Here is a 12,491-nt window from a genome sequence, read left to right as displayed (position 1 = left end):
ACAGGTCTAGCATGAGGGATGCCGGGCTCGCACGCACGCGCAGATCGCGTGGTGGGCGGGTCGATCGGCTCACAGTCCACGGTGAGGCGGGTGTGGCAGGTGGCACGCAAGGTCGTCCGGCTGACGCTGGACCTGCTCGAGGAGCTCGACGCGCCGTGCCGCACCTGCGCGACCTGGCAGCTCGACCCGGTGCGCCGCGCCCGCGCCTGCTCGCCGCAGGAGGCCGCCGACGAGCGTGCCGCCTGGGTCTCCCGGGTGCTGCGCGAGTGGGGTTCCTGCGGTCGGGTGGTGCTGGTCGACGGCCGTGCGGTGGGGCACCTAATCTACGCGCCGCCGGCGTTCGTGCCGGGCGCCGACGCGTTCGCGACGTCGCCGGTCTCGCCCGACGCGGTGCTGCTGGTCAGCGGGTACGTCGACCCGGTGCACGCCGGCGGGGGACTGGGCCGGGTGCTGGTGCAGGCGATGGCGCGCGACCTGCTCGGACGGGGCGGCTACCGCGCCGTGGAGGCCTTCGGACGGGCCACTCCGACCGGGAGCGCCCTGGGGGCGTGGCCGGGCCCGCAGGTGGCCCGCTGCGCCCTGCCCGTGGGGTTCCTGGGCGGCGTGGGCTTCGGCACCCAGCGTCCGCACCCACTGACACCGCGGATGCGGATGGACCTGCGCTCGGCCCTGAGCTGGCGCGACGAGGTGGAGGCGGCCATCGAGCGGCTGCGCGGGGCGGTGCGACCCGCTGCGGTCCCGGCCGCCGAACGCAGCGAACCCCCGGCACCGTGAGGTGCCGGGGGTCCGGTGACGCGTTCGAGCCGGGGCTCAGATGAAGTCCGAGAGCTCCTTGAGCAGCGCGGCCTTCGGGCGGGCGCCGACGATGGTCTTGACGACCTGGCCGCCCTGGTAGACGTTGATCGTCGGGATGCCGGTCACGCGGTAGGACGACGGCGTCACCGGGTTCTCGTCGACGTTCATCTTCAGGAAGGTGATCTTGTCGCCGTGCGCACCGGCGAGCTCGTCGAGGATCGGGGCGACCTGGCGGCACGGCCCGCACCACTCGGCCCAGAAGTCCACGAGGACCGGCTTGTCGGCCATCAGGACCGTCTGGTCGAACTCGGCGTCGGTCACGGCGGAGATGTTGCCCATGGTGGGACCTTTCGGATCTGTGTTGCTGACGGTGTGTGGGGGAGCTGCTGCGCTGCGGGTCGTACGGAGAACGCCGATCGGGGCCGCGGTGTTCCGGGGCCCGGGGGGTCCGACGCTCAGGCGTTGACGATCTCGGCCTCGGCGTCGGCGCGCTCCTGCGCCTCGGTGGGGTTGGCGGCGACGTGCTCGAGCTCGGCCAGGAAGCGCTCGGCGTCGAGGGCGGCCGCGCAACCGGTGCCGGCGGCGGTGATGGCCTGGCGGTACTGGTGGTCGACCAGGTCGCCGCAGGCGAAGACACCGGGCTGGTTGGTGCCGGTGTTGGGGTGCTGGGCCAGCACGTAGCCGTTGTCGTCGAGGTCGATCTGGCCGTGGAGCAGCTCGGAGCGCGGGTCGTGCCCGATCGCGATGAACAGCCCGGTGGCGTCGAGGTTGCGCTGCTCGCCGGTGGTGGTGTCCTCGAGGGTGACGGACTCCAGCTTGTCGGTGCCGTTGATCTCGGCGACCTTGCTGTTCCAGATGATCTCGAGCTTGGGGTCGGCGAAGGCACGCTCCTGCATGATCTTGGAGGCGCGCAGCTCGTCACGGCGCACGATCAGGGAGACCTTGGAGCCGAACCGGGTCAGGAAGGTGGCCTCCTCGATCGCGGAGTCGCCACCGCCGACCACGGCGATGTGCTGGTCGCGGAAGAAGAAGCCGTCGCAGGTGGCGCACCAGGACACGCCGCGGCCAGAGAGGGCCTTCTCGTTGGGCAGGCCCAGCTCTCGGTAGCCCGAGCCGGTCGCCAGGATCACGGCGTGGGCGCGGTGGGTGTCGGTGGCGGTGCGGACCGTCTTGACGTCGCCGGTCAGCTCGACCTCGACGACGTCGTCGGCCACCAGCTCGGCGCCGAAGCGCTCGGCCTGGCCGCGCATCTCGTCCATCAGCGCCGGGCCCATGATGCCGTCGCGGAAGCCGGGGAAGTTCTCGACCTCGGTGGTGTTCATCAGCGCGCCACCGGCGGTGACGGAGCCCTCGAACACCAGCGGGTGCAGGTTGGCACGGGCGGCGTAGACCGCCGCGGTGTACCCGGCGGGGCCCGAGCCGATGATGATCACGTTGCGGATGTCGTTCTCGGCCATGCGTCCAGCTGCTCCTCGGTCAGGGGGTTGGACCGGTTCCTGGTCCGTCGGGTCCAACCGATCCTAGGCGAGTGGCATTCCCGGGCGCGCCCTGCGCGGGGTGCCGGGAGGGTGGCCGGTCCCTGACGGGCAGGTGGCCGGTCAGCGCCGGGGGAGCGTGGTGCTGCGCAGCACGCCTCCGGTGCCGCACTGCAGCAGGTCGACGACCTGGCTGTCGCCGGCCGGTGCGCGGAACGCGAGGACCGCCGGCTCGCCGTCGTAGAGGACCGCGACGGGGATGCCCTCGCCCCACTCGGCGGGGGCGCAGTCCTGCCACCTGCGCGCGACCGGCCGCGGGGCCGCCCGCAGCCGGGCGACGCGGGCCGAGGGCCCGCCGCCGGTGCGGATGGCGCGGCGCTGCACGATGGCGGCGTCGTCGCTGAAGGAGTCGTCACCGACCCGGGCGAGGCGGCGGTCGACGACCACGACGGCGCGCGGGGGCTCCTCGCGCGACATCGTGGTGCCCGGGCTGAGCTCGTCGTTGGCGGCCGCGCCGCCCGGGCTCGACCCGCCCTCGCCGGTGTCGCCGCGGTCGGGGGCGATCGAGCGCTCGCGCTCCTGGTCGCGCTCGGCGCTCACGGCGCTCTCGGTCCCGCTGCTGTCGGAGCCGGAACCACTCCCCGAGAGGTCGACGACCTGGCCCAGGCCGATGCCGACGGCGATGACGGCCGCCGCGGCCACCAGCATCGAGGCGGCGCGGCGCCGGCGGGCCGCGGCCAGCTCGAGCACGCCGGTGCCGCTGATGCCGCTGGGCACGTCCTCGCCGGCCTCGAGCCGTCCCAGGACCTCGTCGAGGCGGGCGGCGACGTCGGCGGGCACCGGGGCCTCGTGGCGGGCGTCGGCGAGGAGGCGGCGCAGGCGGGCCTCCTCCTCGGCGGAGGGCGCTGGGTGCCCGGACATCTCGCCTCCTTCGACGTCGTGGAGTGGCTGGGTGCGTGCGGTGCGGGGTCGGGGCCCGTGCCGGGACCGACGGACCATCCTCACCCGTGGCCCCCGGCTGCCGGTGGCCGGGGTCGGCCACCTCACGGGCGGGCGGTCAGGGGCGGGACGGCGACGCGGGTGGTCCGCGCGGGTCGTCCGGTCTGACGTGCGCCGGCCCGTCGGGGTTCCCTGCCGGGGGGCGGTGCTCCTCACCCGGGGTCGTCTCGTCGTCGACGAGGAGGTCGGCTAGGTGCTCCGCGAGCCTCGCCCGGCCGCGCGAGCAGCGCGACTTCACGGTGCCCACGGCGACGTCGAGGATGCGGGCCGCCTCGGCGACGGGGTAGCCCTCCATGTCGACCAGCACGATCGCGGCGCGCTGCTCGGCGCTGAGCCGGCCCAGGGCGTCGAGGACGGCCCGGCGCCGCTCGGCGCGCACCGACTGCTCGGCCGGGTCCTCGGTCTCCGGGGTCGCGCTGCGGGCGTCGCCGCGGTCGCCGTACTCCTCGAGGTCGTCGGGCAGCCGGTCCGTACGCCGCACGCGCGCGGCCCGCAGCCGGTCGAGGCAGGCGTTGACGACGATGCGGTGCAGCCACGTGGTGACCGCGGCGTCGCCACGGAAGGAGCCGGCGCGCCGGTAGGCCGCGACCATGGCGTCCTGCAGGCCGTCGGCGGCGTCCTCGGGCTGGCCGGTCGTGCGCAGCGCCACCGCCCACAGCCGGTCGCGGTGCCGGCCGAACAGCTCGCCGAACGCGCCCTCGCGCCCGGCGACGTGGCCAGCCAGCAGGGCGCGGTCGTCGAGCTCGGCGAGCGGGCGTTCGTCCTGGCGGTGACCTCTCATCGTGTGCTCACCCGAGCACCCGGATCTCCGAGACCTCGCCGCGGAAACCGTCGCCGACGTCGGGCAGCGAGGTGAACCAGATCGTCACGTAGCGCCCCGCGACGGCCTCCTCGAGCTCGATGCTCTCCGCGGTGCCGGCGGTGACGTCGGCGACCGGCTCGAGGTCGGCCACCGCCGTGGGTGCCTCCTCGGTCACGTAGAGCTCGACCTGGGAGCCCTCGCCGACCAGGTCGAGCTCGACCGAGCGGACCTCGGCGGGGCTGCCGAGGTCGACGACGAGGCCGACGCCCGTCTTGAGGCCGGCGGGGCCGAGGTCCTGGTTGTAGGTGTTGGTCCGCCAGCTGGTGGCGGGGTCGCCGTCGACGGCGTTGCCGGTGAGCTCGGGGTTCTCCTCGGGCGGTTCCGCCTGGGGGTCGAGGTCGGTGGCGCTGAGGCCCGTCAGGGGCTCCGGGGTCGCCGAGGCGGATGCCGACGAGCTGGGGGTCGAGGACGCCTCGTCCTCGGGGACGCTGCCCAGCGGGGTGCGGCCGCGGCCGAGGTTGAAGGCCACGGCCACCGCGACCACCAGCAGCACCCCGGCCAGCAGCAGCGCGGCCAGCCGGAAGGTGCTGCGGCCGGGCACCTGGTCGTCGTCGACACCGACGCCCTCGTCGAGGACGCCGCTGCCGGTGTGGGTCATCGACCCGAAGGCACCCGTGCCCGTGTCCGCGCCGGCGTGACCCGTGCCGTGACCGGTACCGGTGTCCCACGGCCAGTAGTCGCCGGCGCCGGTGGAGGACGCGGCCCCCGGGCGGGGGCGCCGCGCCGGGGCGCCGTCGGGGGGCTCGGGGGCGAAGAGGGGTCGGGCGGCGGGCTCCTCCAGCGGCGGCGGCGGGGGCCCGGGCACCGGGCGCTGGCTGCGGCCCTCCCGGCCGTCCCGGTCCTCGGGGTCCTCGGGGTCGCTGAAGGACGGCAGTGCGGCCTCGGTGGGCCGGTCGATGTCGGAGGCGGCCGGGCCCGGCTCGGCCCCGGCATCGGGGTCGGGCTCGGGGTCGGCTTCGGAGTCGGGGTCGAGCGCGGTCACCTGCGTCGGCTCGTCCGGCTGCGCCTGCGTCGGCTCGGGATCGGGGTCGGGATCGGGTGCGGGCGCCTCGCCGAGCGGCACCGCGACGGTCGGGTCGTCGGGCACCGCGGTCGTCGGCTCGTCGCGGGGGAGGTCCTCGGCGCGCACGACGCGGGTGGGCTCGACCTCGGGCTCGTCGGCCGGGCGCAGCCCGAGCTCGGGCACGGCGCTGAACCGCACCGGCCCGCTGCCGCGCGAGACCAGCCGCTCGACGAGCGACTCGGGGATCCCCGCCGGGTCGCCGACGAAGTCCTCGAGCGCCGCGGTCAGGCCGCGCGCCGACTCGGGGGCCCGCAGCCCGCGGCCCCGCCCGGACAGGTCGAGGACCTCGTCGCAGAGCACGTCGAGCGGGCGCGGGATGCCGGCGCGCACCTGGCGCGGGCGCAGCACCCGCCCGTGCTCGCGGGGCGCGGAGGGCACCGCGGAGTCCGAGGCCCCGGCCCAGCGGCCGGTCAGGGCGGCGTAGAGCAGGCCGGCCAGGTCGTCGACGTCGTCCTCGACGCGGGGGTCGGGGTTGCCGTGCAGCGCGGCGTCGACGCACCAGCCGATGACCCGGATCGAGCCGTGCAGGTCGACCAGGACGTTCTCGGGGTTCAGCCGCCCGTGGGCGACGCCGGCGCCGTGCGCGACGGTCGCGGCCGCCCCCACCTCGGCCACGATCCAGGCCGCGCGCCGCGGCGAGAGCACCCCGCCGGCGCCGAGCATGATGTCGAGGGAGGTGCCGGTGCCCCACTCGTTGACGACGTAGCAGAGGCCGTCGACCTCCTCGGCGTCGAGGACCCGCAGGATGTGCGGGTCGAGCACCGTCGCCGAGCGGCGGGCGGCTCGCAGCAGCCCCTCGGAGCGCGGGTCGTCGGCGGCGATCACGTGCAGCGCCACGTGCCGCTCGAGGATCCGGTCGTGGGCACGCCAGAACCGCCCGCTCCCGCTCTCGCTGAGCAGGTCGACGAGGCGGTACCGGCCGGCCAGCAGGTCACCGGGCCGGATCGAGTGGGGCACTGCGCTCCTTCGCGGGACTCGGCGGGTCAAGGACTTCCGGCCATCGTAGGGGGGTCAGTCGCGCTGCGGGGCGGGGACGCGTCGGGTGAGCGTGCGCAGCACGTCGGTGACCTCGCTCAGGCGCACCAGCCGGGCCAGCACCAGGAAGAGCGCCACGTCGACGGCGCCGACGACCGCCACCCGCAGCCCGGCCATCGCCCGGCTCTCCTCGGGGCCGACCTGGTGCAGCGCCCAGGCCACCAGCCCGGCCACCGCGGTGCTCACGGCGACCACCAGCAGGGTGCGCACCGCGAAGCGCAGCAGGGCCCGACCACCGAGGCCGCCGACCCGGCGCGACAGCACGCTCCACGAGACGAACGAGCCGACGGCGTACGCCGCCGCGTAGGCCAGCACGAGCGAGGGCGCGGTCGCGGCGGGGCCGGTGTTGAGCACCAGGGCCAGCGCGACCCCGACGTTGGTCAGCCCCACGGCGCACTGGACGAGGAAGACGGTGCGAGTCTGCTCGAGGGAGTAGAAGCCGCGCAGCACCACGTAGTGCACGGTGAAGAAGACCAGGCCGGGCCCGAAGAGCGCCAGCGTCGGCACGTAGTTGCCCACGGTGTCGGCCGCCGCGCCGTAGCCGAACAGGATGCGGGGCAGGTCGGGGGCCAGCAGCGGCAGCAGGGCCGCGAACGGCACGATCACCGCCAGCGCGGTGCGCAGCGTCGACGAGAGCGTCTCGCCCAGCGCCCGCAGGTCGTTGCCGGCGGCGCGGGCCGAGAGCCGCGGCAGGATCGCGGTGGCCAGCGAGACCGTGATGATCGAGTGCGGCACCATCACGATGAGGAACGCGGCCGAGTAGATCGTCGCGCCGGTGCCGTCGGGGTCGCCGCCGGCCGTGCCGGTCGAGGCCAGGTTGATCACGACCGTGTACGCCGCCTGGTTGACGACCACGAAGCCGACCGTCCAGCCGCCCAGGCGCAGGGTGTGGCCCAGGCCGGTGCCGCGGAAGTCGAAGCGCGGCGCGAACCGGAAGCCGGCGCGGCGCAGGAACGGGAGCAGCACCAGCAGCTGGAGCACGATGCCCGCGGTCGAGCCCAGGCCCAGCAGCAGCTCCTCGGAGGCGCTGAACCCGGCGAAGCGCTCGGACTCGCGGGCGGCGCCGAAGACGAGCAGGTAGACCACGAGGGTGGCCACGGCCACGACGTTGTTGGCGATCGGCGCCCACATCATCGGGCCGAAGGTGCCGCGAGCGTTGAGGATCTGCCCGACCAGCACGAACATGCCGTAGAAGAAGACCTGCGGCAGGCAGTAGCGGGCGAAGTCGATGGTCGACTCGCGCACCTCCGGCGGCCAGTCGGTCGTGTAGAGGCCCACCACCAGGGGGGCGGCCACGACCAGCAGCACCGTCACCGCGGCCAGGAAGAGCCCGGCCAACGTCACGATCCGGTTGGTGTAGGCCTCGCCCCCGTCGTCGTCGTGCTGCAGCGCCCGCACCAGCTGAGGGACCAGCACCGCGTTGAACACGCCGCCGGCCAGCAGGATGTAGAGCATGTTCGGGATCGTGTTGGCGATGTTGAACGCGTCGGCGTGCAGCAGGTTGCCCAGCGCCGCGGCCAGCAGCGAGGCCCGGATGAAGCCGCTGAGGCGCGAGAACGTGGTGCCCGCGGCCATCACGGCCGACGAGCCGAGGATGCTGGAGCGCTCCTCGTCGGTGCTGGTGCTCACGCCTGCTCCTGGGTCGCGTCGGGCCGGTCGGCGTCGGGCTGGTCGGGCTGGTCGTGGGAGGAGGCGCGGGCCGCGCGCACGCGGCGTACGAGCCGGACCACGATGGCGCCCAGCAGCAGCGCCGCCCCGGCGCCCATGATCAGCCAGATCACCCGGCTCACCTGGGCCGCACGGATCGGCACCACGTCGACGTCGCCGAGCGGCACGTCGTTGACGTCGGTGAGCACCAGGGTCACGTTGTGCACGCCCTGCTGCTCGGTGGTGGCGTTGAGCAGCACCGTGGTCGAGCTCTCGGGGCCGATCTCGATGCTCTCGGGGACCCGCAGGGTCATCGGCTGGTCGGAGCGGGCGTCGAGGCGCACCGTCACGGTCTGGTCGAGGTTGTTGGTGATCGTCGCCGGCAGCCGTCCGCTGGCGCTCGACAGGGTCACGCCCGGGGGCGCGCTGACCTCGACCGAGCCGAGCAGGTCGCGCACGTCCTCGGTCGCGGCCGCGGCCGAGCGCAGGGCGGCGGCCCGCGCGGGCCGGGTCAGGAACGAGGCGGTGGGGTAGGCGGTCGCCGAGACCACCGAGCCGATGCGGTCGTTGAAGGTGAGCAGGTCCTGCAGGTGCTGGCCGGCCTCGACGAGCTCGGTGACGGCGGCGAGGTCGGTGGGTCCGAGCTCGGCCTCGAGCTGGCTGTCGGGGTACCTCAGCTCGTCGGGGTCGACCGGCTGGGGGCGGCGTCCGGCCGTCGCCTCGGCGACCGTGTCGAGGTCGACCCAGGAGGTGCCGAGGCCGTCGAAGAAGGCGGCGCCGTCGCCGTCGGGCACCCAGCCCAGCGGGAGGGTCAGCACCAGCGGGGAGCGGCGGCCGGTGTCGAGGAGCCGCACGGCGGCCTCGCTGAGCGTGCGCTGGCGCAGCGCGAGCGTCGAGAGCCGCTCACCCGGGCCCGGCCCGCCGTCGACGGCGCCCGAGGACGACAGCACCACGGTGCGGTTCCCCACCGAGATCACGGTGGGCAGCGGGTCGACGGCCCGCTGGCCGTCGAGCATCCGGTCGGTGAGCAGGATCGTCTCGTCCGCACGGGCCTCGGCCAGCGTCTCCGGCGGCAGGAAGCCCAGGGGGGAGGAGAGCGCCGGGCCGGTGCTGCGGTCGACTCCCTCCAGCTCCGAGCCGGAGCGACGACGGGCCGAGCGGTAGAGCTCGGGGGAGAGGCGCGCGGCGGCGGCGACGTCGAGGTCGCCGTACGGCAGCGCGAGCACCTGGGTGCCCGGCCCCGCGGCCGCGGTGAGGGCGTCGAGCCAGTCGGCGGCGTCGCGCGCCAGCTGCTCGGTCGCGGGATCCAGCTCGGAGAGGGCCTCCTCGTCGAGGCGCGGGGGCACGGTGCTGCCGGTCGGGTCCGGCGCGGGAGGGCCGGGCTCCTCGGAGGGCGTGCCAGTGCCGGGCGCCGTCGAGGAGTCGTCCGGGCCCGGCGAGCCGCTTTGTCCCGTCCCGTCGGCGTCGGGGGCACCGGGCGTGCCCGGGTCGATGGTCGGCTCGAGGGAGCGCGGCGGGTTGCCGGCGGCCAGGCGACCGGCCGCGTCCACCACAGCGGGGTCGACCAGCCAGGTCAAGGAGGCGTCGTCGGCGGCGGCCCCTAGCTCGACGACCTCGGCGAGGGTCCCGCCCGGGGCCAGAGCCCGGGCCCACGACTCGAGGCCGGTGACCCGCCCCTGCGCGTCGTGGAGCACCCGCTTGCGCAGCGGCAGCACCACCGAGACCGGCAGGCTGCGCTGCTCGGCCCCCACCCAGGGCAGGAACGTGCGGGCCCGGCCGTCGGCGTTGAGGTCGCGGCCGACGGCGTCCTGGCCCAGCGCGTGCACCCCGAACCAGTAGACGCCGCGCTCGTCGACGTCGAGGCGCGACCGGGCCACGGTGAAGGAGTAGTCGGCCGACTCGCCGGGCTCGAGGGCCTCGATGGTCGCGTACGGGCCGGGGTCGGTGACCCGGGCTCCGACGAAGTCGCGCACCGGGGTCCGGCGCGCCCGGCTCAGCTCGGCGGGCGTGGTCATCGCGGTGTCGCCGAGGAAGGGGTAGAGGTTGACGGTGGTCCAGGTCTCGTCGTCGACGTTGGTCACGGTGCCGCTGACCTCGATCGGGCCCGAGCGGGGCAGCTCGCCGGGGCTCAGCGACTCGATGGTGACGCTGAGCGGCTCCGGGCCGTCCTCCTCGGCGGCAGCGCCGGCAGCGGCGTACGCCGCCCCGGTCGGGGTGACGAGGCCGCCGGCCGCGCTCATCGCCACCACGACGCCCGCGACACCGCCGGCCACCAGGCGTCCGGCACGCCCGCGTCGACCGTGCCGGGCCCCGGGGGCAGGGCGCAGTGAGCGGGGGAGGACCACGCCCCGACTGTAGTGGGGGGCGGCACCTAGACTGTCGGCCCGTGCCCCACGACGAGCCCGCCCCCCTCAGCATGGTCGAGGTGCAGCGATCGGTCGCCGCCGAGCTCGACCGCATCGCCCCCGTCATCGACGAGCTCGGTCGACGCTTCACCGAAGCCGGCCACGAGATCGCCCTGGTCGGCGGTCCGGTCCGCGACGCGATGCTGGGCCGCCACCACAACGACCTCGACCTGACGACCTCGGCGCGCCCGGAGCAGACCGAGCGGCTGCTCAAGGGCTGGGCCGACGCGATGTGGGACATGGGCCGCGACTTCGGCACCATCGGCTGCCGCAAGGGCGAGTGGCAGGTCGAGATCACGACCTACCGCTCGGAGTCCTACGACCCGTCCTCGCGCAACCCCGACGTCGCCTTCGGCGACACCCTGGCCGGTGACCTGGGCCGGCGCGACTTCACCGTCAACGCGATGGCGGTGCGGCTGCCCGGCCGCGAGGTCGAGGATCCCTACGGCGGCGTGCTCGACCTGGCCCACCGGGTGCTGCGCACCCCCGGCACCCCCGAGGACTCCTTCTCCGACGACCCGCTGCGGATGATGCGTGCCGCGCGCTTCGCCGCCCAGCTCGGCTTCGAGGTCGACGAGTCGGTGGTGGCGGCGATGACCGCGATGGCCGAGCGCATCGAGATCATCTCCGCCGAGCGGGTGCGCGACGAGCTGGTCAAGCTGGTGATGGGGGCCTACCCCCGGCGCGGGCTCACGCTGCTGGTCGACACCGGCCTCGCCGAGCTGGTGCTGCCCGAGCTGCCGGCCCTCGCGCTCGAGCGCGACGAGCACCACCGTCACAAGGACGTCTACGAGCACACCCTGACGGTGCTGGAGCAGGCGATCGACCAGGAGCAGGAGCGCTTCGGCGGACCCGACCTGGTCTCCCGCCTGGCGGCGCTGATGCACGACGTCGGCAAGCCCCGCACCCGGCGCTTCCTCGACGACGGCACGGTCACCTTCCACCACCACGACGTGGTGGGCGCCAAGCTCACCCGCAAGCGGATGAAGGCGCTGCGCTTCTCCAACGACGACATCGACGCGGTCAGCGCCCTGGTCGAGCTGCACCTGCGCTTCCACGGCTACGGCAGCGGGGAGTGGACCGACTCGGCGGTGCGCCGCTACGTCCGCGACGCCGGTGACCAGCTGACCCGCCTGCACGTGCTGACCCGGGCCGACTCCACCACCCGCAACCGGCGCAAGGCCGAGCGGCTGGCTCGCACCTACGACGACCTCGAGGCGCGCATCGAGCGGCTGGCCGAGGCCGAGGAGCTGGGCGCGATGCGCCCCGACCTCGACGGCAACCAGATCATGGAGATCCTCGGCGTCGGCCCGGGCCGCGAGGTCGGCGAGGCCTACCGGCACCTGCTCGAGCTGCGGATGGACGAAGGGCCGCTGGGCGAGGAGCGGGCCCGCGAGGAGCTGCTCGCCTGGTGGGCGCGGCGCTAGCCGGGGCCGGCATACCGGCGGTACGGTCACGGCCATGACGACCGCACCCAGCCCCGACTCCTCCAGCACCGGGTCCAGCACCGAGTCCAGCACCGACCTCCACGCCGAGATCGAGGTCGACGCGACCCCGGCCCAGACCTGGGCCCTGGTCAGCGACGTGCGCCGGATGCCGGAGTGGAGCCCGCAGGTGCGGCGCACCTTCGTGCCCGGCGGCGCGGTGCGCCTCGGCAGCCGGATGGTCAACCTCAACCACCGCGGCTGGATGCACTGGCCCACCCAGGCCAAGGTGGTGCGCTACGAGCCGCACCGCGAGGTGGCCTTCCGGGTCGTCGAGAACCGCACCGTGTGGTCCTTCACCCTCGAGCCGCTCGACGGCGGCACCCGCACCCGCATCGTGCACCGGCGCGAGACCCCCGAGGGCGTCTCCCCGCTCTCGCTGGGCCTGACCAAGGTCGCCTTCGGCGGCGTCCCCGCCTTCACCGACGAGCTGCGGGCCGGCATGCAGCGCACCCTCGAGCGGATGCGCGACACCCTCGCCTCCTGACCCGCTGCCGTTGGTCGAGCAGCGAGGGTCAAAGGCCCGAGCGACGCCGAGACCCGGTGACCCCATGGCGTACGGCGAGCGTGGTGCTCACTGGGTCTCGGCGACGTTCCTCGCTGGCGCTCGTCGCTGCTCGACCAACGGGGGTCGTTGGTCGAGCAGCGAGGGCCGGAGGCTCGAGCGACGCCGAGACCCGGTGACCCCATGGCGTACGGCGAGCGTGGTGCTCACTGGGTCTCGGC

General features: G+C 74.9%; 10 protein-coding genes. 3 read left to right on the top strand and 7 right to left on the bottom strand.

Translation table 11 applies throughout. The features are described from left to right. Positions 1 to 90 precede the first annotated feature (90 nt). On the top strand, positions 91 to 774 hold the full coding sequence (locus tag QWJ41_RS15790; protein ID WP_302709358.1) for a GNAT family N-acetyltransferase: 684 nt from the start codon (positions 91 to 93) through the stop codon (positions 772 to 774). A 36-nt stretch (positions 775 to 810) separates the two neighbouring features. Here the strand turns inward: QWJ41_RS15790 and trxA are convergent, their stop codons facing one another. The 7 genes from trxA to QWJ41_RS15755 form a co-directional block, all read right to left on the bottom strand. Then, positions 811 to 1,134 (bottom strand): thioredoxin, encoded by a 324-nt coding sequence (gene trxA, locus QWJ41_RS15785; protein ID WP_302709357.1) that lies wholly within the window; start codon positions 1,132 to 1,134, stop codon positions 811 to 813. A gap of 116 nt (positions 1,135 to 1,250) precedes the next feature. Continuing rightward, positions 1,251 to 2,252, bottom strand: a complete 1,002-nt coding sequence (gene trxB, locus QWJ41_RS15780; protein WP_302709356.1) for a thioredoxin-disulfide reductase — start codon at positions 2,250 to 2,252, stop codon at positions 1,251 to 1,253. A gap of 141 nt (positions 2,253 to 2,393) precedes the next feature. Then, on the bottom strand, positions 2,394 to 3,191 hold the full coding sequence (locus tag QWJ41_RS15775; RefSeq protein WP_302709355.1) for a hypothetical protein: 798 nt from the start codon (positions 3,189 to 3,191) through the stop codon (positions 2,394 to 2,396). A gap of 136 nt (positions 3,192 to 3,327) precedes the next feature. Continuing rightward, positions 3,328 to 4,050, bottom strand: coding sequence for an RNA polymerase sigma factor SigM (gene sigM, locus QWJ41_RS15770; RefSeq protein ID WP_302709354.1), 723 nt, complete (start codon positions 4,048 to 4,050; stop codon positions 3,328 to 3,330). A 7-nt stretch (positions 4,051 to 4,057) separates the two neighbouring features. Beyond that, positions 4,058 to 6,151, bottom strand: coding sequence for a hypothetical protein (locus QWJ41_RS15765; protein ID WP_302709353.1), 2,094 nt, complete (start codon positions 6,149 to 6,151; stop codon positions 4,058 to 4,060). Positions 6,152 to 6,205: 54 nt separating this feature from the next. After that, entirely contained in the window at positions 6,206 to 7,858 is a 1,653-nt protein-coding gene (gene murJ, locus QWJ41_RS15760; protein ID WP_302709352.1) for a murein biosynthesis integral membrane protein MurJ, read from the bottom strand. Further along, positions 7,855 to 10,221 (bottom strand): DUF6049 family protein, encoded by a 2,367-nt coding sequence (locus QWJ41_RS15755; protein WP_302709351.1) that lies wholly within the window; start codon positions 10,219 to 10,221, stop codon positions 7,855 to 7,857. Before QWJ41_RS15755 ends, murJ begins: the two co-directional genes overlap by 4 nt. Positions 10,222 to 10,292: 71 nt before the next feature. Between QWJ41_RS15755 and QWJ41_RS15750 the strand changes: the two genes are divergently transcribed. Together QWJ41_RS15750 and QWJ41_RS15745 are read left to right on the top strand one after the other, a co-directional pair. Next, positions 10,293 to 11,708, top strand: coding sequence for a CCA tRNA nucleotidyltransferase (locus QWJ41_RS15750; RefSeq protein ID WP_302709422.1), 1,416 nt, complete (start codon positions 10,293 to 10,295; stop codon positions 11,706 to 11,708). 34 nt (positions 11,709 to 11,742) lie between these two features. Then, positions 11,743 to 12,252, top strand: coding sequence for an SRPBCC family protein (locus tag QWJ41_RS15745; RefSeq protein WP_302709350.1), 510 nt, complete (start codon positions 11,743 to 11,745; stop codon positions 12,250 to 12,252). Positions 12,253 to 12,491: the final 239 nt, after the last annotated feature.

Origin of the sequence: Nocardioides cremeus (assembly GCF_030518195.1) — a bacterium.
Taxonomy (GTDB): Bacteria; Actinomycetota; Actinomycetes; order Propionibacteriales; family Nocardioidaceae; genus Nocardioides; species Nocardioides cremeus.
The sequence above is the reverse complement of the archived record's forward strand: the minus strand, read 5'-3'. Positions and strand labels throughout refer to the sequence as shown.